Raw genomic sequence first — 23,405 nt, 5'->3', positions numbered from 1 at the left:
CCGAAAAAGCTTGTCATCATTTAAGTTTTCTTTATGAAAATGTTTCATTTGTACTTATTTTGTCTAAAACTATATAAAAAGACACTAGGAGGAAATAGTGATGGGAGCTGCAACGATACAAGATATCCAGAACTTGTTAAAATTAAGAAAACGCATTGCTGTAGTCGGTCTATCTGATCAACCTTTTCGCACATCTTATATGGTTTCAGAATACATGCAGAATGCAGGTTACGAGATTATTCCCGTAAATCCTAATGTCAAAGAGGTTTTAGGGCAAAAAGCATTTGCAACGCTCGAAGAAATTGATGGCCATGTTGATATTGTCAATGTATTTAGACGCAGTGAGTATTTACCGGAAGTTGCTCGTTCTGCAGCGAAAATTAAAGCTGGTTTCTTTTGGGCACAGCTAGGACTTTACAGTGCAGAAGCAGAAGAGATTTTGCAAAGTGCGACGATTCCTTATATTATGGATAAGTGCATTAAAGTGGAACATGCTATGATACGGTAGTAATGAACCACCCGCAATCATACGGGTGGTTTTCCCATGCTATCTAGTCATGTTACTTTTTTATCAGAAAATATTCTTTTCGACACTAAAGGTTTTCAGTCGATATACCGAGAAATAAGAGGAGAATATACAGACAACAGTAGTATAGAAACAAACGTTCTGCTATTATAGTAGTACTGCAGCAACGCGAAAGGAGCAACACAACTTGGCTAGTAATAAGTCATTAATGGAGTATAACGATGATGCCATACAGGTGCTCGAAGGTTTAGAAGCCGTTCGAAAGCGTCCAGGCATGTATATTGGAAGCACGGATGCTAGAGGCTTGCATCACCTCGTATATGAAATTGTAGATAACGCTGTTGATGAAGCTTTAGGCGGATTCGGTGATTACATACATGTGAAAATTCACAAAGACAATAGTGTGTCGGTATCTGATGATGGCCGCGGAATGCCTACAGGTATGCACAAACTTGGAAAACCAACTCCTGAAATTATATTTACAGTTCTTCACGCTGGCGGAAAGTTTGGACAAGGTGGATACAAAACATCTGGCGGTCTGCATGGTGTAGGTGCATCAGTAGTAAATGCCTTATCTGAATGGTTGGAAGTAACGATTCACCGTGACGGCAAGACCTATCGTCAGCGTTTTGAGAATGGCGGTAAACCGGTAACAACCTTAGAAGTGATCGGAAATACACGTAAGTCTGGAACGACCGTCCATTTTAAACCAGACCCGACCATGTTTTCTACGATCAACTATAACTATGAAACATTAAGCGAACGTTTACGTGAAGCAGCATTCCTGTTAAAAGGGATTAAGATTGTACTTGAAGATGGGCGTAACGGTGAAAAAGACGAGTTTCAGTTTGATACAGGTCTTGAGGCTTTTGTAAAATACTTGAATGAAGATAAAGACTCTCTTCACACAGTTGTGAGTTTCGAGGGCATACAAAATGAGATCGAAGTGGATTTTGCGTTTCAGTATAACGATGGTTATGCAGAAAACGTATTATCATTCGTAAACAACGTTCGAACGAAAGACGGCGGAACGCATGAATCGGGTGCGAAAACGGCGATCACTCGAAGCATTAACGAATACGCTCGAAAAACGAACATGTTAAAAGAGAAGGATAAAAACTTAGACGGATCTGATATTCGTGAAGGTTTAACAGCTGTTGTTTCTGTTCGAATTCCAGAAGAATTTCTGCAATTTGAAGGGCAAACGAAGAGTAAACTAGGCACAAGTGAAGCACGTTCTGCTGTAGATGCTGTAGTAGCGGTTAAACTGGCGTATTTCCTAGAGGAAAATCCTGCAATTAGTGAAATGCTCATCCGTAAAAGTATTAAAGCCGCACAAGCACGTGAAGCAGCACGAAAAGCACGTGAAGATGCTCGAAATGGTAAAAAGAACAAACGTAAGGATTCGATGTTAAGCGGTAAATTAACTCCAGCTACATCAAAGAATCCTGAACGAAATGAACTTTATCTTGTTGAGGGTGATTCTGCAGGCGGATCTGCTAAGCAAGGAAGAGACCGTAAATTTCAGGCGATCCTTCCGCTTAGAGGAAAAGTTATCAACACAGAAAAAGCTAAGCTTGCTGACATATTCAAGAACGAAGAAATCAATACGATCATCCATGCGATTGGAGCTGGAGTGGGGTCTGATTTTACATTAAAAGATGTGAACTACGATAAGATCGTAATCATGACTGATGCAGATACGGATGGGGCACATATCCAGGTACTATTACTAACTTTCTTCTATCGCTATATGAAACCACTTATTGAAGAAGGAAAAGTATTCATCGCTCTTCCTCCGCTTTATAAAGTAAGTAAAGGGACTGGTAAGAAAGAAGTCATCGAATATGCTTGGGATGAAGACGAGCTTAGAGAAGCACAGAAGAAGATCGGAAAAGGCTATATCATACAGCGCTATAAGGGTCTAGGTGAGATGAATGCTGACCAATTATGGGAAACAACGATGGATCCTGATACACGTACATTGATCCGAGTAAGAATTGATGACGCTGCCCGTGCTGAAAAACGCGTATCTGTCCTTATGGGAGATAAAGTAGAACCACGACGAAAGTGGATCGAAGAACACGTTGCGTTTGGCATAAACGAAGAAACTAACATACTAGATAACGAGAACTTGTCAGCATTCTGAGGAGGTTTAAAGATTGTCACTGCTTGAGAAATTTAGAGAGCTGCCGTTAGAAGACGTAATCGGCGACCGCTTCGGAAGATACAGTAAATACATCATTCAGGAGCGTGCATTACCTGATGCAAGAGACGGCCTGAAGCCCGTTCAGCGCCGTATTTTATATGCGATGTTCGCAGAAGGAAACACGAACGAGAAACCTTATAGAAAATCAGCAAAAACGGTCGGTAACGTAATCGGTAACTATCACCCACATGGTGATTCTTCCGTTTATGAAGCGATGGTTCGTATGAGTCAGGACTGGAAAGTAAGAAATGTTCTGATTCAGATGCATGGTAACAACGGTAGTATTGATGGAGACCCTGCAGCAGCGATGCGTTATACAGAAGCTAGACTATCTGCAATCGCTTCTGAACTGCTCCGTGACATTGATAAAGAAACAGTAGAATTCGCACCAAACTTTGATGATACAACGGAAGAGCCAGTCGTATTACCCAGCCGTTATCCAAACCTGTTAGTCAATGGATCAACAGGGATCTCGGCAGGTTATGCGACAGATATTCCGCCACATCACTTAGGTGAAGTAATCGATGCGGTTACGATGCAGATCGATAACCCCGACGTTTCTCTTGAGGAATTAATGACAGTGATCAATGGGCCAGATTTCCCAACAGGCGGAATCGTTCAAGGTCTTGATGGCATTAAGAAGGCGTTTGAAACTGGAAAAGGCCGCTTTATCATTCGTGCAAAAACAGAGATCGAAAGCTTAAAAGGCGGTCGTCAGCAGATCGTCATTACTGAAGTTCCTTTTGAAGTGAACAAAGCGAATCTCGTTAAGCGCATGGATGAGTTGCGTTTAGATAAAAAAGTAGATGGTATCGCTGAGATTCGCGATGAGACGGATCGCACTGGTCTACGAATCGTGATCGAGCTTCGTAAGGACGGTAATGCAGAAGGGATTCTAAATTATTTCTTTAAAAATACCGATCTTCAAGTCTCTTATAACTACAACATGGTAGCGATTCATAACAAGACACCGAAGCTGATGGGTTTGAAGGCGATTCTTCATTCTTATATTCAGCATCAAAAAGAAGTTGTTACTCGAAGAACGCGATATGATCTAAGAAAAGCAGAAGAGCGTTCACATATCGTAGAAGGTTTGATCAAAGCTATTTCCATCTTAGACGAAGTGATTGAAACGATCCGTGCTTCTAAAGACAAACGAAATGCAAAAGACAACATCATCGAAAAGTTCCAGTTTACAGAACCGCAAGCTGAAGCAATTGTTACGTTACAGCTTTACCGTTTAACGAATACAGATATTACGACGCTACAATCGGAAGCTGAGGAATTAGCGAAAAAAATTACGTATCTTCGCTCTTTATTAGATAGTGAGAAGAAGCTGTTTAACGTTATTAAAAAAGAGATGACTGAGGTTCAGAAGAAATACGCTGATCCACGCCGTACAATTATTGAAGCGGAAATCGAAGAAATCAAGATCGACATGGAAGTCATGATTCCGTCCGAAGATGTTATGGTGACTGTTACAGAAGATGGATATGTAAAACGCTCTAGCGTTCGTTCATACAGTGCTTCGAACGGAGAACCGCCAGGCATGAAGGATACAGATTCTCTTCTCATGGCGTCTCAGCTCAACACAACAGAAACGCTTCTCATGTTCACGAACAAAGGAAACTACGTTTACCTTCCTGTATACGAGATGCCTGAGATTCGTTGGAAAGACATGGGGCAGCACTTAGCAAGTCTTGTTGGACTTGATAAAGATGAAAGACTGATCAAAGCATACCCAATAAAAGAGTTTGCAGAAAATCAATACCTTATCTTCTTTACTAAGCAAGGTATGGCTAAGAAAACAGAACTCAAATTTTATAAAGCAACACGATATAACCGTCCATTAATGGCTGTTAAGTTGAAAGCAGATGATGAAGTCGTAGACGTTTCATTAACTAACGGAGATCAAGATGTTTTCATTGCCACACATTTTGGATTGGGACTATGGTTTGCTGAAGAAGAAATCTCCATCGTTGGACAGAGAGCTTCAGGAGTTAAAGGAATTAACTTAAAAACTGGTGACCATGTGGTTAGCGGATTTGCGCTGCCAGAAGATCCAGAAAAAGCACAAGTTGTTATTGCCACACAGCGTGGTGCACTTAAAAAGATGAAGATTTCAGAATTTGAAAGAACATCACGTGCGAAACGTGGTCTAGTGATGGTAAGAGAATTAAAATCAAATCCTCATCGTATTGTGGGAATGAAGTTAATAACTGCAGATGACACACAGTTTGTTTTAGAAACAAGTTCAGGTAAAGTTGAGAGGATTTCACCAGCGAACTATAAGCCAGCTGATCGATATAACAATGGATCGTTCGTTGTGGATACAGGTGAAACGGGTCCGATTACTCGAATTAAATCATTGGTTTCAACTGAACAATCAAAAGAGTAGCTCTTGCTGCTCTTTTCTTCTTTTTTTGTTTGACAACTTGGAAGTTTGAAAGTGGTTGATTTCCGTTCCAGGATGCTCGCTTTCCGGGAGGCGTGCGGTGAGCCACCTCGACACTTTGTGTCCTTAGGTGTCTCACCTGTCCCGCTGATCCCCCAGGAGTCTCGCACCTTTCACTCCAATCACCTATTTCAATGAAGAAATAAAAGATAAAAACGATTAGAGCTATTATTTGTTTGTAAAGAGAAGGAAGATTAATTGGAATTGTACACAACCAGAGAAATGAGAGATACATAACATGAAGAGCAACACACATTTACTTGGAGGGGTTGTAGCTGGGGCTGCTTATAAAGCATTTACAGATTTGCCTCCGGAGACTCTGCAGCATGAGCTGACTTTTTTCGGTGCGGCTGTTCTAGGCAGTTTGCTTCCTGACCTTTGCCATCCAGGATCATATTTAGGTAAGAAAACGGTTTTTCTTTCAAAAACGATTTCTAAGACATTTGGTCATCGTACGATCACTCATAGCTGGATTATGATCTTATTATTATTTTTATTGCCGCAATGGATAGACTGGCGATTTGAAGAATCTTTAAGCATCGGCTTGGTAGTCGGGGTACTTTCACATCTCGTTTTGGATGCTGCAACATCGAGAGGTATTCAGCTTCTGTATCCGCTGCTCATTCGATTTCGTTTTCCATTCTTCACGAAAACAGGTTCAAAAACGGAAACAAATATAGCCTCGTTACTTGGTTTAATAGCCGCTGTATTGATGATTCATCTATATATCGTGTCCTTGTTTTAAAGCAAGAACTTAAAAAGGGGTTTAATATACTTCCTCAATGGTAATACAACAAATGTACACATTAAATTGAGGAGTGGTTAAATAATGGCTAAAATTGCAACAGTACTCGCAAACATGTTTGAAGATGTAGAATATACGGAACCAGCAAAAGCGTTTCGTGAAGCTGGCCATGAGGTAACCGTTATCGGCTCAGAAAAAGGTGCAACACTTGAAGGCAAGCAAAAAGAAGCACAAGTAACTACCAATGCTGCCATTTCGGAAGTGTCACCTGAAGATTATGATGCGCTTTTCATTCCTGGTGGATTCTCACCTGATATCTTAAGAGGCGATGATCAATTCGTTCAGTTCACGAAGCATTTTGCTGACGAAGGAAAGCCTGTATTTGCAATCTGTCATGGACCGCAACTCTTGATTTCCGCAGAAGTATTAAATGGTAGACACATTACAGGGTATAAGTCCATCCATGTTGATCTGAAGAATGCCGGAGCAACTGTAAAGGATGAAGAAGTAGTCGTGTGTGGAGGTAATCTAGTAACGAGTCGTCAACCAGATGACATTCCAGCTTTTATTCGCGAATCCTTAAAAACTCTACAATAATATTTTTGTTGGTTAAGAAGTACCGTCTAGAATCTAATTCTAGGCGGTTTTTCACGTATTGAAACTAAAATCAGCACAAAGCGTACAATAGTTATGAAAATATAGATGGGATGAAGGACGATGGAATCAAAAGAGTATTTATTAAAAGAACTTCAACAGATCGAGAAATGGGAGAAAGATCAAAAAGGCTTGTGGTTCTGGGAGCGAATCACTCGGCTGCCGTTTAAGTTGCTAGATAAAGTAACACCAAAGTTTATTCAAAATAAAATTGGGACACTTCTCGATGAAATTGGTGGTTACATACAAAACGGGGGTCAATATCTATCTAAAGAGAAATCTGTTTTTCAGTTCTTCGAAAAGCAAACAGGTAGAACGATAGAAGAGTTAGCAGACTTTAAAACAATACCAGTAGAAGAAATGAAGAACGTCTCTTTAGAGTTAGCAAACAAACGAAAAAGTGCAGCAACCCTTCAAGGAGCCAGTACTGGAATTGGAGGTATATTCACATTAGCCATTGATATACCTGCTATATTAGCAATCTCTTTAAAGACCTTACAAGAAATCGCGATCATACACGGGTATGATCCAAACGATAAAGAAGAACGAGTCTATATCCTAAAATGCCTTCAGTTCTCTACGTCTGATTATGTAGGGAAAGAAGCGATTCTTAATGACCTTGCGGCAATTAGTGAGGACGAGATGCAATCGAGAGAAGTTATTTCTCAAATTCAAGGTTGGCGCGAAGTCACTTTAACATTTACAGAGTCATTTGGCTGGAAAAAGCTTTTTCAGATGGTACCTATTGCAGGGATTATCTTTGGAGCTTTCGCAAATCGATCCATGATCAATGATCTTGCAGAAACAGGAACAATGCTTTATCAAAAAAGAAGAATTGTAGAAAGGTTAAAGAGGGATACGCCACTAAATAATGAATCCAAGTAAATAGAATATAAAAAAAGACATTTCTATAATCTTTAAGAAATGTCTTTTTATATGGTCTAATATCATACAACTTATAAACATATTTACGCTTTGAAGGACAAATGAACATGTATGTGGAAAAATACAAGTATTACACAAAAGAAAGTAATGTAAAAAGTAGAACGTAAGCAGGTGACGAGACAATGGACCATATTGATAAAAGAAACCGGTTGGAAGAAAAACCTTTTAGTTACCGAGAAGCAAAAGATCATAACGTATTTTTATATTATTACGGAAAACAAGTAAAAATTCTTAAAGGAAAAGAAGCTGAAAAGTTTATAAATCGAATAAGAACGGCTGAAAGTGAAATGGCAGAACAATTAATTATGGCTAAAGTAACCGGCAATTTTAAAAGGGGTAATGAACGAAAATCATGACACAACTTCATTTCCTTGAGGTGCACAAATCTATTAAACAATGATTGTAAAACATTCTCATCCAAGTTTTAGGAGTGAAGTAGATGAAAGGATTCAACTACAAAGACTATGATGGGTTAGGACTTGCTGAGTTGGTCAGAAAAAAAGAAGTTCAGCCCATTGAATTAGTTGAAGAGTCCATAAAAAGAATCGATACATTAAATCCAAAAATTAACGCTGTTATTAACATGATGTATGAAAAGGCGCGAGTGATGACCGTAAATGAACAAAAAGGATTCTTTGCTGGTGTACCAACTCTGTTGAAGAATATTTCTCAAGAGGTGGAAGGTGAGCCCATTACTGCAGGCTCTAAAGCTTTTCTTTCTTATCGAGCAAAAACGGATTCTGAATATGTACGAAGGTTAAGAAAAGCAGGTGTTTTAATTCTCGGACAAACAAACGTACCGGAGTTTGCATTAGTCGCTTATACAGAACCTGTTCAATATGGACCAACACGCAATCCGTGGAATTTAAACCACACGCCAGGAGGATCAAGCGGGGGTTCAGCTGCCGCAGTCGCTTCTGGTATGGTACCTTTTGCAGGTGCGAATGACGGTGGAGGTTCTATCCGTATTCCTGCATCCTATTGTGGCTTGTTTGGATTAAAACCAACTAGAGGAAGAACGCCGGTCGGTCCTAACTTAGGTCGTTCCTGGCAAGGTGCATCAGCTGAACACGTCCTAACACGAACCGTTAGAGATAGTGCAGCCATGCTCGATCAATTGCATGGCCATGAGAAAGCAGGTGCTTTTCATACGCCAAAATTTGAAGGCAGTTTCCTTAACGCAGCTAACACACCACTAAATCGAACGTTAAGAATTGCTTATTCTGTCTCATCTCCGATCGGAACTGAAGTTCATCCTGAATGTAGAAATGCTGTTATAAAGTCTGCAAAATTATTACAGTCCATGGGGCACGACGTGGAAGAAATCGATGCACCTGTTGACGGACAAAAGTTAGTGAAGAGTTATCTCATGATGTACTTTGGAGAAACTGCTGCCACTATAACGTCACTGGAAAGTATTCTAGGTCGGAAAGCGACCTACAAAGATGTAGAACCTTCTACGTGGCTGCTTGGTTTGCTCGGAAAAGCAACTTCAGCTGAAGAATTTGTACTCAGTATGAGAGAATGGGATAAAGCCGCTCTCCAGATGGAGACCTTTCATGAAACTTACGATCTTTATATTACGCCAACCACCGCCTCTCCTCCAGCTAAGATTGGAGAGCTTCAGCCAACCACTTCAGAACAATTTCTTATACGAACTGTCGGTCAGATCGGGCTTGGTGGATTATTAAAGAAGGCTGGAATCGTCGATCAGATCGCTCGAAAAAATCTTGCTCGCACTCCTTTCACTCAGTTGGCAAATCTAACTGGACAACCCGCTATGAGTGTTCCACTTCATCTTACAGAAGAGGGACTACCGATCGGCGTGCAGTTCATAGCAGCTAGAGGTCAGGAGAGTTTGTTGCTGCAAATGGCTGGAGAACTTGAACAGTCAATATATTGGGTAGATGTAAGACAAAATCCATTGTTTTAAAAACTGAGCTACTTCAACCGTTTAGCTAATGCTAGATGGTTTTTTTATTTGGATAAATGTCTTTTTTTACATAAGTGACGAGTACGTGTTCATACAATGAAAGTAGCGCTTCACTCTTCTCATTTAACATTAATAGAAGGAGGTAACGTGTTGAAGACGATACTTAAATCATTGAATAATCTAGATTCAATCAATAGCAATCCTTCAAAACAAGATCTCAAGACAGCCCTTTTGGCATTAGATATTGATCTTAAGGATATAGAAACAGAACTGAAAACATCAAAGAATAAACCATATTATAGAAAACTTTTATATCAAAATGAAGATGTAGAACTTTTGGTAATGAATTGGTCTCAGTTAGAGTGTGCTCCACATGATCATGGATCTTCTCAAGGCTGGATTAAAGTGCTTAGTGGTTGCTCTGAAAATACTGTATATGAGATTAGAGAAAATGGGCTGCCTTCTGAATTATTTACAAAGACTCATCATAAAGACCAAATTTTTTACGCACCTAAAAAAGGAATTCATAAGATGAAAGCGCAAAAGAAAAGCGATCTCGTCACACTTCACCTCTATTCACCACCAATCAGTGGTATGAAGGTATATGATCTTGAAAAATGTTCAGTATGTGTGGTCTCGGATGATTGCGGAGCATGGTGGCCAGATGAGCAGCGTCAAAAATTAAAAGAGATACAGCTGAATGCTTAAAACGTTAAAGTCCAATTGTAGCAAAAGCTCAATTGGACTTTTTCTATTCATCATGACTATCTCTCTTCTAAATCTTTTGCAGTTGCACTCAATTCTACATCTTTCTCATCTTTTAACGTTCCAAATATGACATCGATAAAAGGAGTTGATACACCATACCAATAGTTCTCGTTTTTATAATGATGTAAGATATGTGTTTTTTTAATCCATCTTCCAAATCTGGTTTTAGGCTTTATCGGACGGTGTGCCACATAATGTTTCCATTCATAGATAAAAAACATAAACAAAAGGCCGCTTGCAAAAGACAAGGTGTATGGGATAGACCGTGTGATGAGAAAAAGAAGAGTGGATAAAAGAAAGAGGCTAGGAGCGCTATACCAAATGGGCAAAAACAATAATTTTAATTCATTTGGCTTTTTGTGATGATCATAATGCAATCTTTTTATCAGTTTGAACAAGAATGTATTTTTAGGTGCTTTAATATGAAAGAAATAACGATGTGTGAGGTACTCGCTGAACATGTAAATTAAAATACCTAGAGGAAAGAACAATAAAACATTAGTTGTAATGTTCGTTGTAAATAAATAGCTATTCATCCCTATAAAAATAAACATCATTATTAAGATATCAATATGCAAGAAAAAATCGCCATAAACTCCTTTACTCTTCATGTACTTCTCCTCCGTTCATCTGTTTCCTCCAAAGCTGTAAACTGGTTTTCATCATCGATCGCGCTATCTTTTCAGTTCCTTCAATGTCTCCATTCCATATTGATTCCAAAAGAGCAAAGTAATATTGTTTAGAAATTGATCGGTGTGAAGAGTTTTCAAAGTATTGTAGTGCCATCCTATGATAAAGGTCATTAAAGCTATTTAAGATCAGGCGATATATGGGGTTTGGAGACAACTGAGCTATATCTTGCTGCAACTTCCAATCAAAAATGGCATAAGAATGAGGTTTATCACTTAATTCATCCAATGATGAGAACAAAGCGATTAATTTTAGCCGGTTATGCTCAACTGCATCTTTTATATAAGCTGGAGTTAAGGAAATTCTAAGTTCGAGCATATGTTCAATGAAAGCATCGGGAATCTCATCTTCAAGTTGCAGCAAATCAACGATTGTCATTAAGTTTCCTTGTTTCCAATAATTATTTACTGTGGCTGGGACACCTTTGTGTATAGTGATCCAGCCATCTCGTTCCAATCGCTGCAATGCCTCTCTAATTGTTGGTCTTCCTAAATTAAATCGGGAAGACAATTCTCGTTCAGACGGTATTGATTCATGAACGCCTATTTTTCCTTCTATTATGGACTGGACAATCTGCCGTCCTACAATATCTGAAGATCTTGTTTTCATAGCGGGTTACACCTCTTTTCTGCTGGTAATACCAATAACTGATTGTGGTATTACCAAATATATGAACGATAAAGAGTTTCATGCCTCTGTTAAAATCCAGACTTAAAACGCCTGTTTAATCATTGAGGTGCTTTTTGTGTTTGCATAAAACAGGAGAGAGTTACAAAAGCTGAGAACATCAATTATTTAGAAAGGGGAAAAGAGATGAGCCAGCAATTTTTCAAAAGAAAACGTCACAATTCAACATCATCAACTGAAAATTATGATCATCTTCATGTATCCTCTGATCTAAATACGAATTTAACTGAGATAAAGAAAATTCTTGGAAAGAGCATCGATGTGAAAATTGTTGAGTTCTTAGAGATGCCTGTTCCATTCGTAATTTGTTACATTGAAGGCTTGATCAATAAACAACAGTTAGAACTATCTATCATTGAACCGATAAAACGGTCACAAAAAGATCATAATCCGTTAAAGCCTAATGAACTTATCCATCAAACAGAAGTTTCCGCAATGATAAGTCCTTGTCCTCACTTCGATTTAATTATTACTCCCGTATTAAAAGGGAACGTCATTATCTTCGTTGATGGAATGAATGAGGCGTATTCCATTCCTCTTGAAACTTGGGAGACACGTGGTGTAGAAGAACCTGAGGCACAAACGATGGTAAGAGGACCACGTGAAGGATTTATTGAAACTCTTCAGACGAATACAACCTTGCTAAGACGCAGAATCTCAAATCCTACTTTGCGTTTTATGCCTTTTGAAGTAGGAAAGATTACAAAAACAACGATATTAGTCTCCTATCTAGAAAGCCAAGTTGATCAAGAAGTCTTACAAGAAGTAATAAGCAGGGTATCGAACTTGAATACGGACAAAATCTTTGAAAGTGGGATGCTTGAAGAGTTGATCGATGAGAACGGATACTCTCCGTTTCCTACTTTTCAATCTACTGAACGACCTGATGTAGCAGCGGCTGCCTTATCTGAAGGTAACGTTGTGATTATGTTCGAAGGGACACCATTCGTTCTGATCACGCCGACTACATTTATCTCGTTCTTTCAAGCAGCAGAAGATTATTATCATCACTTCGATCTTTCGAGCTTTATTCGTGTGATCCGTGTTATAGCGTTCATGATCTCACTTGCTCTACCGGCTGCGTATATTGCCGTTACTACGTTTCATCAAGAGTTGATTCCCACTAACCTTCTAGTCAGTTTGGCGGCTCAAAGGGAAGGTGTACCTTTTCCAGCTTTTGTTGAAGCGCTTGTTATGGAAACCATCTTCGAAATTCTTCGTGAAGCGGGTATTCGTATGCCGCGTCCCATTGGTTCCGCTGTTTCCATTGTAGGAGCCATCGTAATCGGAGAATCAGCTGTTGCAGCAGGCCTCGTTTCACCTGCGATCGTAATTGTGGTTTCATTAACAGCCATTTCCAGTTTCGTTTCACCGTATTATGGTTTTAGTGGTGCTGCACGGTTGCTGCGATTCGGCTTGATGATTCTAGCGGCCACAACAGGCATCTTTGGAATGATTTTTTTCATGATCGGCCTATTGATCCACCTATGTTCATTAACATCGATGGGAAGACCATATTTTTCACCATTAGCCCCTTTTCAAAGTGGAAAACAAAAAGACAGCTTATTACGCATGCCCTTATGGTGGACACAAACCAAGCTGCATAGAAAATGGGTAAAAAAATCATGACAAGATTGAACTTAGTTGCTGTCATTTTCTCTTTCACAATAATTTTATCTGGGTGTGCTGGCCGAGTAGAGCTCAATGAACTACTAATCGTTTCCTCGATAGGCGTGGATTACAAAAAAAATAAAACGATTGTACATTTTCAAGTGGTGAATCCTGGAGGCACAGCAGGAGGACAAGGTGGTGCACCTTCGGGTGGATCAGGAGGATCCGTCTATACGTATACAGTTGAAGGTGAAACCCTTTATGATGCCGTTGAAAAAGGAAGAAATATACTCCCTCGAAAATTACTTTTTTCACATATTACAAGTTTTGTTATAGGTGAAAAATATGCAAGAAGAAAAGGAATTGCTTCAATCTTTGATTTTATGGAACGAAACCATGAAATCCGTGACAATATCATTATGTTTGTCGCTAAGAATTCAACTGCTAAAGATATTCTTTCGATGTATACTCCGATCTTTAAAAACCCTGGAGAGTCATTAAGAAATAGGGTAATATTAGCTGCCACTTCAACTGGAATTTCTGAAGGTATTAAGGAAAAGGACGTTGTTCGGTGGCGATACGGAGAATTTAGAGATCCGGTCATTCAAGGGGTAGAAATTGTAAAGATTAGTGACAGTCAAGGTGATACCTCGAATTTAGAAAATATTAATGCAAATGATAAGACTTATCGAATATCGGGATTGGCTGTGTTTAACAAAGATAAGATGGTGGCTTGGTTGAATAACGATCAAACGAGAGGCTGGTCCATTATCAATCAGAAAGTGAAGGATATCTTCATTTTAAGCCACAAATGTGATAGTCAAAAAGGTAATGTTGGTTTTATGGTAAAAGACATTGACTCAAAAACGAAGGTACATTATGAAAACGGTAAATTGAAATATGTTGTAAATGTTAAAGGGAAAGCCATCTTACAAGAAGTAACATGCGCAGTCGATGTTGGAGACCCTAACACTCTTTTACAGATGGAGAAACGAGTAAACCAAGAATTAGCAAGACATATAAAAAGTACTGTGGAAAAAGCGCAGGATAAAAAAACGGATGTTTTTGGATTTGGGAAGTTACTTTACAACAAAAATCCAAAAGTGTGGAAGTCGTACAAAGAAAAGTGGAATGAAGAGTTTTCTAATGTTGAATTCGAAGCAAATGTGTCTATAAAACTTGAATCTATAGGGGCAAGGGTGGAAACAATCCATGAGCAAAAGTAAATCTTATCGAATTACACTTACGACTTTTTGGATCTTCTCGATGATAAACCTGGCTAGCTTTCTCTCTAATAGAAAATGGCTTCCTTTTTCAGATTGGATCGATGCTTTATTTTCACCACTATATAAACTGATGTTTGGAGGATAAACATGAACCATACTATAAATCGATGGCAGCTTGTTTTGATCGTAATCAGTTTTATAATGGGAAGTTCATTATTAATGGCACCTAACTTAACTGCATTTTTCTCCGCGCAGGATGCATGGATTTCTATGCTTTTCGCGGTAATAATCGGTTTGTGCTTAAATGTTGCATGGATCTTGCTCCTGAAACGATACCATTTTCGCTCTATCTTTCGAATTACCGAAGTAGCTGGGGGTAAGGTGGTGGGAACGATATTAAATATCCTTATCATCTTTTATGCTTTTCATTTAGCTTCCTATGTCGTTCGAAATCTTAGTAACTTTATGATTTCGAACGTCATTCCAGAGTCAAGTCCATGGACTTTTCAGATTATGATCATCTTACTTGCTGTATATTCTTGCTTTTATGGATTGAATAATATTGGGCGAGTTAATGAATTTTTAACCCCTTTTATGATTCTCTTTTTCATTTGTTCATTAGCACTTACTACTAATCAGTTTAGATTTTCACATCTGCAGCCTTATTTTGAACAAGGCTTCTTAAAAATATCTCAAGGTGCATATACGACGACGGGATTTCCTTTTATTGAGATCATTCTGATAGGAAGTGTTCTGACGTATGTGAAAAACAAAGATAAACTCTCGAAAAATTATTTAGCTGGAATCTTGGTTGGTGGAAGTGCTCTCTTTTCAACTGTATTTATTGCTGTAGGTGTAGAAGGAGCGTACATGGTCAAACGTCAAAGTTATCCTACGTATGAATTGATGCGAGATATTTCAATCATCAATATTTTTGAAAGGGTAGAAGTTATTATAGGAGTAGTATGGATATTTGGAATTCTTGTTAAGATCGTGATCTGTCTCTTTACAGCGTTAAAAGGATTACAGCATCTATCAAAATTCCCAAATTATCATCCATTTTTACTGCCTGCTGGATTGTTATTGTGGGCTATGAGTAACCATATTCACACGAATCCTATGGATTTCACAGATTTTGTAGGACGAAATTGGACACTATGGTGGTTTACCTTATATTTGATCTTACTTGTTGTATTAGGTCTTGGCATTTTACGGAAGAAGGATAAGGATATCAATCAACATACAGAAGATTCATCTCAATAGTATTTTTTATAATAGTGGGTTAGTGCAAGTAGTGGCCAAATGTGCTCATAACTATGATAACGAATATAGAATGCACCAGGTAAGCCGGCTCCTGTTGGATAGCTGGCTTCTTGTTTAGAAAGCAGCCATGAGACAGCCTCCTCCATTTTTGAGTTTGGCTTGTCGTTTAAAGACGTTAGCGCATTAAGTGCCCAAGCCGTTTGAGAAGGTGTACTTTTATTTAAACTGACATACTTTCTTAATGAATCACTTTCACAAGACTCGCCCCAACCTCCGTCTTCATTTTGAATCGAAAACAGCCATTTCTTTGCTTTTTGAAGTGCTTTTTCATTCGTATGAACTCCGCATGATCGTAAGCCTGTGACGGCAGCCCACGTTCCATAAATATAACAAACTCCCCATCGTCCGTACCAGGAGCCATTTGATTCTTGATTGGATAAAAGCCAGCTCACTCCTTTTTTGATAGAGCGGTGATTCTGATTCAATCCATGGTAACTTCCTAAAAACTCTAATGTCCTGCCTGTTAGATCTGGTGTGGACGGGTCAATCAGTGCATCTTTCGCATGCTTAATCGGGAGACTGCCAATCAAATAACGATTTGTGTTCTTCTCAAATGCTGCCCACCCGCCATCATCGTTCTGCATGGACAAAAGCCATGACAATCCTTTCTCATAACTAGAGTAATAGGAAGAAGATGTGCGACAATATCTTGCAAAGGTACGGAGTGCTGCTTGCGTATCGTCTAAATCAGGATGCTGTGTATTACCTAGTGAAAAACCCCAGCCACCAGGAAGTGCATCTGGATTATGAACCGTCCAGTCACCATACTTAGATTGTTGCTGAGACAGAAGGAATCCAGCTCCTTTTAATAAGTTTGCATGAGTAGGAGGAACACCCGCTTCTAACAAAGTATAGAGCATGAGAGAGGTATCCCAAGTAGTGGAAGGTGAGTTCTGAAGATGCAGGGTTCCATTTATTTCACAAAACATTTTCATCAAGCCACTTAGAGCATTCTGAATAATAGATGATGTTCGATCAACTCCGTTAGAAAGTAGACCATACACCATAAATATCGTTGTTAATCCATAACTGAGAAGAGTTCCATCCGGTTCAATATGATTTTGAATATAAGAAAGCAGGTTGCCTTTCTTTGTACTATAGTATGAATCTCTAATGTTCAACGTGGAAAACAGATTGATCCAATCGTCAATGTTAGATTCTTGTTCTGTTTTTCCTACTAGTTCAGATAGATCTGGCGTGAATCTGGAAGTAAGTTTTTTCTTCGATTCAATCATTAACATAACAGGTGCAAAGTGTGCTCTTGCATAGCTGCTGATATCATAAGGACTAATGGGAGATGTCTGGGGAAGTGAAAAGAGAATGGCAGGGTCGATCGGCAGCTCTGGCCAGCGATATAATCCGTTCATGGCGAAAAAGACTTTTGTTAAAAGATCGGCATTCTTTAAGCCTCCATTGTCAATGATGAAGTGTTTGGCGTTTTGAAGTTGTTCCTCTGTATTGGAGAATGACTGAGCATACAAAAGAGCTGTATAAGCTTGGATGGTTGCAGACAAATTAGCAGGTTCCTCATCAGGATATATACGCCATAAGCCATCTTGAGACTGTTTAGAAAGAATTCGTTCCGCAATTCTTTTAATAAGACTTTCCTTTTTATAGTCAATGGTACGTAATAAGATAAGCATATAGGCATCTGTGATCACAGAATTCTCAAAACAATAACGCCAAGTACCATCCACTTCTTGTTGGGAAAGAAGTGAATTACATCGTTTATAAATTTCTGACTCTATCTTCTTTATAAATTTCAAATTCTTCACCGCACTTTATCCATAGTGTTTATAATGTATGAAACACATAGGTTATCCTATGAATAATGAAGTACAATCACTGTTCTTTTTTTGTTTAACACGATAAAATCTTGTTAAGCAATGAGTTTATGTTTTTAGGAGGAATAAGGGTGAGTAATAAAGAGCTCGCAACATTTGCAGGAGGTTGTTTCTGGTGTATGGTAAAACCGTTCGATGAACTTCCTGGCATTCATGGTATTGTATCTGGGTACACGGGTGGGGAACTTGAAAACCCATCCTATGAACAAATTAAAACAGGGAAGACTGGGCATCGTGAAGCCGTTCAAATCACATTCGATCCAGAGGTATTTCCATATCAAAAATTGTTGGATCTGTATTGGCCACAAATTGATCCAACGGATGATGGCGGCCAGTTTATCGATCGTGGAAGTCAATATAGAACGGCAATTTTTTATCATACTGAGGAACAAAAAGAACTTGCTGAACAATCTTTAAGAGAAGTAGAAGAAGGTGGTAAGTTTAAAAATCCGATCGTAACAGAAATCCTACCAGCAAGCGTGTTTTATGAAGCGGAAGAATATCATCAAGATTTTTATAAAAAAAATCCAAAAGCTTATAAAGAAGAGCGTGAAACATCTGGTAGAGACAAGTTTATAAACGAAAATTGGGAGTAGAGTACCATAATAATATTATGTAAACAAAAAAGAGACTTTAGTATTAAGTCCCTTTTTTGTTTACTTCTAGATTTTTAATTTATACGAAAGGCAAAGTATACGACATTCAAAACTAGCGGTTCAGTTTTTTAAGTTAGGTGTGCAAGTTACTCGAAATTGGATTACGATTAAAAAGTTAAGAGGTTTAGCTCGTGTATTAGATGCTCGCTAAATAGTATTTTAAATAATCATATTATTCCACATCCAAAGGCGACTTAAGCTGATCATCATGTGTGTCTATATAAAGTTTATTGCTGCTGGTCAATAAGGCATAAACGACATTGTCCGCTGAGAGGTTGCGCTTAATGAGTTCTGTTTGCAGCCACTCATTAGAGATGTTGTTTTCTTTTAGATTGTCCTGTAAGATCTCGCCATCCATAATCAACTCAATCGGCAGTTTTACTTCAGGCTTGTACATATGTAAGTCTTTACGCGTAACGTTAAGGTGCTGCTCTTTTTTCTTTACTGATAGCAGTCCGTTATTTTCAACGAGAGCATAATCCACTTCGTCAACAGAAAAGATATCTTTTTGCCTAAGCTGTTGATTCAAATAATCGAGTGTGTAGCGCATTTTCTTCATGTTGTGTTCTAGTATCTTGCCATTTTCTATTACAACCGTTGGATCACCAGCTACAAATTTTCTAGCTCTTTTGCTTTTTAATGAAAGATAAGCAGAAAGATAGATCAAGACCACAAAAAGAACTAGTCCAAGAAAGATATAGCGAGCTTTGATTTCAAGCGCAAATGAGAGGTTTGCTGTAACAGAACCAAGTGTTACAACTGCGATGAAATCAAAGATTGTCATTCTGGAAACAGTATGTTTGCCTAGTATCCGGGCTGCAACATATAAGGCGATAAAAGCAACAATAGTACGTATCACAACATCAATATAAGTGTTCAAAGACATCACTTCCAATAACCAGCATTATTTATCATTTATTATTCTTTTTATCCAAATAAACTGAATTTAAGACTGCTTTAGAAATTGGTCATAAAGATTTATGGTTATCTAGACTTATCTGTTAACGAATAAAAAAACGCACAGAATTTATCTGTGCGCTTCAAACTTCACGATTTGGTTTTCTTGTACTGATTCAACACGTGAACTATTCCTTCTTCGATAAGTTCATTTGCTGGCTTATTCAGTTTTTTTGCTAAAGCTTTAATTTCTGAGTAAAGTGAATGACTTAATGTGGTATTTACATTTTTACGGTCATGATTTTTCTTTCGTATTTCACTCGTATACATCTAGCTACCTCCACTTCAAAAGGAGTTGTCTTGCATTTGGCTCATGCGTTTATTCATGGCGTTCTTCTAGCTTTTGGTCTGATTTTGCCATTAGGCGTACAAAATGTTTTTATTTTTAACCAAGGTGCTCAACAACCATCGTTCTGGAGAAGTCTTCCCGCTGTTGTAACTGCAGGTGTTTGTGACACCATATTAATAGTGTTAGCTGTAACAGGGATATCGGCTATTATTACTGCTTTTGGCACGCTTAAATTGTTATTAATGATTGTTGGTATTTTCTTTTTATTGTATATGGGGTGGTCGATTTGGTCTAGCAAAACTAACCCGGAAACCTCACAATCTAGCATGCATCCTAAACAGCAAATCATTTTCGCCGCAACTGTATCCCTTTTGAATCCGCACGCTATTTTAGATACCATTGGTGTGATAGGTACGAGTTCACTCGCCTATTCAGGATCTGAAAGGCTAGTGTTCACACTAACATGTGTCGGGGTATCATGGCTCTGGTTTATAGGATTGGCATTAGCAGGAAGAACCATTGGAAGAATAGACTCTGGGGGAACCATTTTAAATATTATTAATAAAGTATCAGCTATCATTATTTGGTGTATTGCTATATACCTAGCAACTATTATTTTTTAAATAATCTAGTTCTTTAAGCATCCTTAGAAACGCTGGGCTGCAACTTTCTGCTTACAAATTCTAAAAAAACATTAATTGTATAATACTTCCTTTGACTCTAGGTTGATTTGCTGAATTTTGTAATAATTTAATTCAGTAGCGAACTAAAATCACTGGGAGGTACATATGAACAGAAAATTTGTATTAAGTCTTAGTCTTGCAACGGCTTTAAGTATTGGAAGTATTGGTTCATTTGTTTTAGCTCACGATGAATTAGGATCGGATATAATTGAAAAGGGAACAGGCCCTGGTTATGAAGCCATTGAATCAACGATTGAAGGATCTCAAAGTTTTAACTGGAAAGAGGTAGCAGCTGTACAAATCAAAGAAAAAAACGGCAAACAAAATAACACTGCTGACGTTTATGTACATAAAGGTTTCGCGTACACTGGAACACACACGAAGAGCGGTGGTGAAGGCGGAGTTCGTGTTTGGGATGTTAAAGATCCATCAAATCCTAAAGAAGTAGCATTGTTTGCAGATGATATCCCAGGAACTTGGCAAGAAAAAGTAATCGTGAAACGTGTTAGCACAAAACACTTCAAAGGCGACTTAGCTGTTGTTTCCGTTCAGCAGCTTGATCGTAAAGCAGAAAACTCTGTTGGAGGATTTCTTTTATATGATGTAACGAATCCTTATCAGCCAAAGAAGCTTGGATTCTGGGAGCTTGATAAGCGTGTTACTGGAACACATGAACTGTATTTGACGGCGCAGGGTGGCAAACCTTATGTTTTGACAGCAAATCCATACGCTGATTATTATACACATGGAGAAGAAAAGGACTTCCAAATTGTTGATGTGAGTAACCCAGCATCACCACAAACGATTTATCAGTTCGATCCTCGTGAATTACCAGAAGTACCAGAAGACTTTGACGGCTATAACTGGACAGATTCAAATGGAAAGCAGCGTGCTGTATTTAACCACAGTACGATGGCTGATGTAAACGGTAAAACTGCTTACCTGTCATTTTGGGACTTGGGGACAATTGTATTAGATTTGAAGAATCCGAAGAATCCAACCTATTTGGGAAGAACAACATTTAGTGCAACACAGCAAGGATCAGCTCACTCTGCAGCTCTTGCTAAAGGCGGAAATGTATTAATCGAAACGCGTGAAGTGTATAACCCTACAAAACCAGGCTATGAACAATCTTACGGCTATACACGTATTTTTGATATTAAGGACAAGACGAATCCTAAGCTATTAAGTGAATTTAAGACAGAGCTTGTTGACGATGTTCAATATGGAGTGACTTTTGCAAACACTGTTCACGATCCGAAAGTACATGGCAATACGCTATACCTTTCACATTATGGAGGAGGGGTACGTTCAGTTGATATTACAGATCCAAGCAATCCTGTAGAACTAGGGAAATATATCCCAGAAAAATCAAACATTTGGGGTGTTGATGTAGCTGGTAACTATGTCTACGCTTCCGATATGGGTACAGGTTTAAAAGTTCTTAAACTGACGAATGGTGAACAGTAATCTTAAAAAATCAACGTTCCCAAGTATCGAGAACGGGTTCATTTATTACTCACGGAAGTGGGGAAGTGATCATCGGTTTTTCAACTGCAACAAAGATTCCTCATTTTAAACCAAAGGATATCACTAGCATTCCGACAATATATGAAGAAGATTTAGATCTAGCGTTTAGAGCAGTTGGAGAAGCAACAGAAGAAGCCGTGTTAAACTCACTTGTAACTGCATCACATGTTAAAGGAAGAGACGGGAATGAACGGCCGGCGTTTAAAGATCTTTTAGAGAAATTCAATATTCAGCTAGTGTAACCGTAATTGCTGTACAAATAGGACTTTATAAAAAAATTCCTATCGAGGCTAAGTCGATAGGGATTCTCTATTTATTATACAAACAAACTCAAAAGTAAGATAAAACCTAGTCCGGCAACTGAAATAATAGTTTCTAATAATGTCCAGGTTGCAAATGTTTCTTTCATACTCAAGCCAAAATATTCTTTGAACATCCAGAAACCAGCATCGTTCACGTGTGATGCTATTAAACTACCAGCACCTGTAGCAAGTACGACTAACGCAAGATTAACATCTGTCTGGCCGAGTAAAGGAATAACTAAACCCGCTGTTGTTAAGGCAGCTACCGTTGCAGATCCTAACGAGATACGAAGAATGGCTGCGATAATCCATGCCAGTAAGATTGGAGAGAATGTAGTATCCTTAAACAATTCAGCGACATAATCACCAACACCGCCGTTAATCAATACTTGTTTGAAGGCTCCGCCTCCACCGATGATTAGAAGCATCATTCCGATATGAGTGATAGCTGTTGTACATGAATCCATAACCGTTTTAATAGGTATATTTCTTGCTAATCCCATCGTATAAACCGCTACGAGTAAAGAGATCAACATGGAAGTTGAAGCGTCACCAACAAAGCGGATCACTTCAAATGTCTTCGAGTCCGCAATACCCATCGTGTTTTGAAAAAGTGTGATCACCGTTGCAATCGACATTAAAATGACCGGAAGCATAGCTGTAAACACTGAGATACCAAAAGAAGGTGTATCTTCTAGTTTGAATACTTTTTGTTCGCCTAATGAAGCAATATTTCCTGTTTTATTGAATGAGTCAGGAACAATCTTTTTTGCTAATTTCGTAAACACGGGGCCAGCCAGAATAACAGTTGGAATCGCAATGATAAAACCGTAAAGCAATACTTCACCAATATTAGCACCAAATTCTCCTGCGATTACCGTTGGACCTGGGTGAGGAGGTAAGAACCCGTGTGTTACTGAAAGAGCTGCTACCATTGGAATACCTAGATAAAGAATAGAAACGCGTAATTGTTTTGAAATGGCAAACACGATTGGAATTAATAAAACTAGACCTACTTCAAAAAATAAAGCGATACCAATAATGAAGGAAGCAACAACAATCGCCCATTGAATTTTCTTTTCACCAAATTTTTCTATAAGTGTAATAGCTATTCGCTGTGCACCGCCGGCATCAGCGATCAGTTTACCTAACATGGCACCTAGACCGAAGATTAACGCCAAATGACCGAGTGTTCCACCTAAACCTGCTTCAATCGATTTAACGATCTCTCCAAGTGGCATACCTAGTGCTAAAGCAACACCGAATGAAACGATAATTAAAGAAATAAATGTGTTTAATTTGAAATACATGATCAATAATAACAATGCTAATATTCCACAAGCTACGATAAATAATGGCATGATAGATCCCC

Annotated in this window: 23 protein-coding genes; 17 read left to right on the top strand and 6 right to left on the bottom strand. The window is 38.6% G+C overall.

Going from position 1 to position 23,405, the window contains the following annotated elements:
- Positions 1–100 precede the first annotated feature (100 nt).
- From ACNJYY_RS11070 to ACNJYY_RS11030, 9 genes are all read left to right on the top strand, one after another.
- A complete protein-coding gene (locus tag ACNJYY_RS11070) occupies positions 101–508 on the top strand; it encodes a CoA-binding protein (RefSeq protein ID WP_153238333.1) in 408 nt (135 codons plus the stop codon).
- Between the two features lie 226 nt (positions 509–734).
- Entirely contained in the window at positions 735–2,675 is a 1,941-nt protein-coding gene (parE, locus tag ACNJYY_RS11065) for a DNA topoisomerase IV subunit B (protein ID WP_416731850.1), read from the top strand.
- A gap of 13 nt (positions 2,676–2,688) precedes the next feature.
- Positions 2,689–5,133, top strand: coding sequence for a DNA topoisomerase IV subunit A (gene parC / locus ACNJYY_RS11060; RefSeq protein WP_416731745.1), 2,445 nt, complete (start codon positions 2,689–2,691; stop codon positions 5,131–5,133).
- 295 nt (positions 5,134–5,428) lie between these two features.
- Positions 5,429–5,935: a metal-dependent hydrolase gene (locus ACNJYY_RS11055; RefSeq protein WP_416731744.1), complete on the top strand. Its 507-nt coding sequence runs from the start codon at positions 5,429–5,431 to the stop codon at positions 5,933–5,935.
- 84 nt (positions 5,936–6,019) lie between these two features.
- Positions 6,020–6,532 carry a type 1 glutamine amidotransferase domain-containing protein gene (locus ACNJYY_RS11050; protein WP_416731743.1) on the top strand — a complete coding sequence of 171 codons (513 nt, stop codon included), beginning with the start codon at positions 6,020–6,022 and terminating at the stop codon, positions 6,530–6,532.
- A gap of 120 nt (positions 6,533–6,652) precedes the next feature.
- Entirely contained in the window at positions 6,653–7,474 is an 822-nt protein-coding gene (locus ACNJYY_RS11045; RefSeq protein WP_416731742.1) for an EcsC family protein, read from the top strand.
- Positions 7,475–7,656: 182 nt separating this feature from the next.
- On the top strand, positions 7,657–7,890 hold the full coding sequence (locus ACNJYY_RS11040) for a hypothetical protein (RefSeq protein WP_416731741.1): 234 nt from the start codon (positions 7,657–7,659) through the stop codon (positions 7,888–7,890).
- A gap of 83 nt (positions 7,891–7,973) precedes the next feature.
- Positions 7,974–9,467 carry an amidase gene (locus ACNJYY_RS11035; RefSeq protein ID WP_416731740.1) on the top strand — a complete coding sequence of 498 codons (1,494 nt, stop codon included), beginning with the start codon at positions 7,974–7,976 and terminating at the stop codon, positions 9,465–9,467.
- 150 nt (positions 9,468–9,617) lie between these two features.
- The gene (locus tag ACNJYY_RS11030; protein WP_416731739.1) at positions 9,618–10,175 is read left to right on the top strand and encodes a cysteine dioxygenase; all 558 of its coding nucleotides are present in this window, start codon (positions 9,618–9,620) and stop codon (positions 10,173–10,175) included.
- 56 nt (positions 10,176–10,231) lie between these two features.
- Here ACNJYY_RS11030 and ACNJYY_RS11025 read toward each other — a convergent pair whose 3' ends face one another.
- Together ACNJYY_RS11025 and ACNJYY_RS11020 are read right to left on the bottom strand one after the other, a co-directional pair.
- Complete coding sequence (locus tag ACNJYY_RS11025) at positions 10,232–10,846, bottom strand: sterol desaturase family protein (RefSeq protein ID WP_416731738.1); 615 nt, start codon at positions 10,844–10,846, stop codon at positions 10,232–10,234.
- Positions 10,836–11,534 carry a GntR family transcriptional regulator gene (locus ACNJYY_RS11020; RefSeq protein WP_416731737.1) on the bottom strand — a complete coding sequence of 233 codons (699 nt, stop codon included), beginning with the start codon at positions 11,532–11,534 and terminating at the stop codon, positions 10,836–10,838. The genes ACNJYY_RS11025 and ACNJYY_RS11020 overlap by 11 nt, the downstream gene beginning before the upstream one ends.
- A gap of 204 nt (positions 11,535–11,738) precedes the next feature.
- Between ACNJYY_RS11020 and ACNJYY_RS11015 the strand changes: the two genes are divergently transcribed.
- From ACNJYY_RS11015 to ACNJYY_RS11000, 4 genes are read left to right on the top strand one after another with little or no spacing between them, the layout of a single operon-like run.
- A complete protein-coding gene (locus ACNJYY_RS11015) occupies positions 11,739–13,241 on the top strand; it encodes a spore germination protein (protein ID WP_416731736.1) in 1,503 nt (500 codons plus the stop codon).
- Positions 13,238–14,449: a Ger(x)C family spore germination protein gene (locus tag ACNJYY_RS11010; protein ID WP_416731735.1), complete on the top strand. Its 1,212-nt coding sequence runs from the start codon at positions 13,238–13,240 to the stop codon at positions 14,447–14,449. Before ACNJYY_RS11015 ends, ACNJYY_RS11010 begins: the two co-directional genes overlap by 4 nt.
- Positions 14,436–14,594, top strand: coding sequence for a hypothetical protein (locus tag ACNJYY_RS11005; protein ID WP_416731734.1), 159 nt, complete (start codon positions 14,436–14,438; stop codon positions 14,592–14,594). Before ACNJYY_RS11010 ends, ACNJYY_RS11005 begins: the two co-directional genes overlap by 14 nt.
- A gap of 2 nt (positions 14,595–14,596) precedes the next feature.
- The gene (locus ACNJYY_RS11000; protein ID WP_416731733.1) at positions 14,597–15,712 is read left to right on the top strand and encodes a GerAB/ArcD/ProY family transporter; all 1,116 of its coding nucleotides are present in this window, start codon (positions 14,597–14,599) and stop codon (positions 15,710–15,712) included.
- Here ACNJYY_RS11000 and ACNJYY_RS10995 read toward each other — a convergent pair.
- A complete protein-coding gene (locus tag ACNJYY_RS10995; RefSeq protein ID WP_416731732.1) occupies positions 15,706–17,547 on the bottom strand; it encodes a prenyltransferase/squalene oxidase repeat-containing protein in 1,842 nt (613 codons plus the stop codon). The two genes, ACNJYY_RS11000 and ACNJYY_RS10995, sit on opposite strands and share 7 nt — an antisense overlap.
- 119 nt (positions 17,548–17,666) lie before the next feature.
- On the opposite strand from ACNJYY_RS10995, the gene msrA reads away from it, so the two are divergent.
- Positions 17,667–18,212: a peptide-methionine (S)-S-oxide reductase MsrA gene (msrA, locus tag ACNJYY_RS10990; RefSeq protein ID WP_416731731.1), complete on the top strand. Its 546-nt coding sequence runs from the start codon at positions 17,667–17,669 to the stop codon at positions 18,210–18,212.
- A gap of 232 nt (positions 18,213–18,444) precedes the next feature.
- On the opposite strand, the gene ACNJYY_RS10985 is transcribed toward msrA, so the two are convergent.
- Both ACNJYY_RS10985 and ACNJYY_RS10980 read right to left on the bottom strand, forming a co-directional pair.
- Complete coding sequence (locus ACNJYY_RS10985; protein WP_416731730.1) at positions 18,445–19,158, bottom strand: DUF421 domain-containing protein; 714 nt, start codon at positions 19,156–19,158, stop codon at positions 18,445–18,447.
- Between the two features lie 161 nt (positions 19,159–19,319).
- Positions 19,320–19,499, bottom strand: coding sequence for a hypothetical protein (locus ACNJYY_RS10980; protein ID WP_416731729.1), 180 nt, complete (start codon positions 19,497–19,499; stop codon positions 19,320–19,322).
- Positions 19,500–19,535: 36 nt separating this feature from the next.
- Between ACNJYY_RS10980 and ACNJYY_RS10975 the strand changes: the two genes are divergently transcribed.
- The 3 genes from ACNJYY_RS10975 to ACNJYY_RS10965 all read left to right on the top strand — a co-directional run bounded on the left by ACNJYY_RS10975 (position 19,536) and on the right by ACNJYY_RS10965 (position 21,973).
- Positions 19,536–20,141 (top strand): LysE/ArgO family amino acid transporter, encoded by a 606-nt coding sequence (locus ACNJYY_RS10975; protein WP_416731849.1) that lies wholly within the window; start codon positions 19,536–19,538, stop codon positions 20,139–20,141.
- 165 nt (positions 20,142–20,306) lie between these two features.
- Positions 20,307–21,671, top strand: a complete 1,365-nt coding sequence (locus tag ACNJYY_RS10970) for an LVIVD repeat-containing protein (RefSeq protein ID WP_416731728.1) — start codon at positions 20,307–20,309, stop codon at positions 21,669–21,671.
- The gene (locus ACNJYY_RS10965; RefSeq protein ID WP_416731848.1) at positions 21,671–21,973 is read left to right on the top strand and encodes a P1 family peptidase; all 303 of its coding nucleotides are present in this window, start codon (positions 21,671–21,673) and stop codon (positions 21,971–21,973) included. Before ACNJYY_RS10970 ends, ACNJYY_RS10965 begins: the two co-directional genes overlap by 1 nt.
- Positions 21,974–22,047: 74 nt before the next feature.
- Here ACNJYY_RS10965 and ACNJYY_RS10960 read toward each other — a convergent pair whose 3' ends face one another.
- Positions 22,048–23,394 (bottom strand): GntP family permease, encoded by a 1,347-nt coding sequence (locus tag ACNJYY_RS10960; RefSeq protein WP_416731727.1) that lies wholly within the window; start codon positions 23,392–23,394, stop codon positions 22,048–22,050.
- Between the last annotated feature and the right edge of the window lie 11 nt (positions 23,395–23,405).

The organism is Fictibacillus tiangongensis (genome assembly GCF_048083785.1).
GTDB lineage: Bacteria > Bacillota > Bacilli > Bacillales > Fictibacillaceae > Fictibacillus.
Note: the sequence above shows the minus strand (reverse complement) of the source record. Positions and strands in the feature narration are given on the sequence as shown.

What these genes read in the sequence shown, in the direction of transcription:
- ACNJYY_RS11050 (WP_416731743.1), top strand. Translation starts at nt 6,020, where the DNA reads ATGGCTAAAATTGCAACAGTACTCGCAAACATGTTTGAAGATGTAGAA.
- ACNJYY_RS11045 (WP_416731742.1), top strand. Translation starts at nt 6,653, where the DNA reads ATGGAATCAAAAGAGTATTTATTAAAAGAACTTCAACAGATCGAGAAA.
- ACNJYY_RS11020 (WP_416731737.1), bottom strand. Translation starts at nt 11,534, where the DNA reads ATGAAAACAAGATCTTCAGATATTGTAGGACGGCAGATTGTCCAGTCC.
- ACNJYY_RS11055 (WP_416731744.1), top strand. Translation starts at nt 5,429, where the DNA reads ATGAAGAGCAACACACATTTACTTGGAGGGGTTGTAGCTGGGGCTGCT.
- ACNJYY_RS11025 (WP_416731738.1), bottom strand. Translation starts at nt 10,846, where the DNA reads ATGAAGAGTAAAGGAGTTTATGGCGATTTTTTCTTGCATATTGATATC.
- ACNJYY_RS11035 (WP_416731740.1), top strand. Translation starts at nt 7,974, where the DNA reads ATGAAAGGATTCAACTACAAAGACTATGATGGGTTAGGACTTGCTGAG.
- ACNJYY_RS11005 (WP_416731734.1), top strand. Translation starts at nt 14,436, where the DNA reads ATGAGCAAAAGTAAATCTTATCGAATTACACTTACGACTTTTTGGATC.
- msrA (WP_416731731.1), top strand. Translation starts at nt 17,667, where the DNA reads ATGTTTTTAGGAGGAATAAGGGTGAGTAATAAAGAGCTCGCAACATTT.
- parE (WP_416731850.1), top strand. Translation starts at nt 735, where the DNA reads ATGGAGTATAACGATGATGCCATACAGGTGCTCGAAGGTTTAGAAGCC.
- ACNJYY_RS11010 (WP_416731735.1), top strand. Translation starts at nt 13,238, where the DNA reads ATGACAAGATTGAACTTAGTTGCTGTCATTTTCTCTTTCACAATAATT.
- ACNJYY_RS11015 (WP_416731736.1), top strand. Translation starts at nt 11,739, where the DNA reads ATGAGCCAGCAATTTTTCAAAAGAAAACGTCACAATTCAACATCATCA.
- ACNJYY_RS11000 (WP_416731733.1), top strand. Translation starts at nt 14,597, where the DNA reads ATGAACCATACTATAAATCGATGGCAGCTTGTTTTGATCGTAATCAGT.
- ACNJYY_RS11070 (WP_153238333.1), top strand. Translation starts at nt 101, where the DNA reads ATGGGAGCTGCAACGATACAAGATATCCAGAACTTGTTAAAATTAAGA.
- ACNJYY_RS10960 (WP_416731727.1), bottom strand. Translation starts at nt 23,394, where the DNA reads ATGCCATTATTTATCGTAGCTTGTGGAATATTAGCATTGTTATTATTG.
- ACNJYY_RS10970 (WP_416731728.1), top strand. Translation starts at nt 20,307, where the DNA reads ATGAACAGAAAATTTGTATTAAGTCTTAGTCTTGCAACGGCTTTAAGT.
- ACNJYY_RS10980 (WP_416731729.1), bottom strand. Translation starts at nt 19,499, where the DNA reads ATGTATACGAGTGAAATACGAAAGAAAAATCATGACCGTAAAAATGTA.
- ACNJYY_RS11040 (WP_416731741.1), top strand. Translation starts at nt 7,657, where the DNA reads ATGGACCATATTGATAAAAGAAACCGGTTGGAAGAAAAACCTTTTAGT.
- ACNJYY_RS10985 (WP_416731730.1), bottom strand. Translation starts at nt 19,158, where the DNA reads ATGTCTTTGAACACTTATATTGATGTTGTGATACGTACTATTGTTGCT.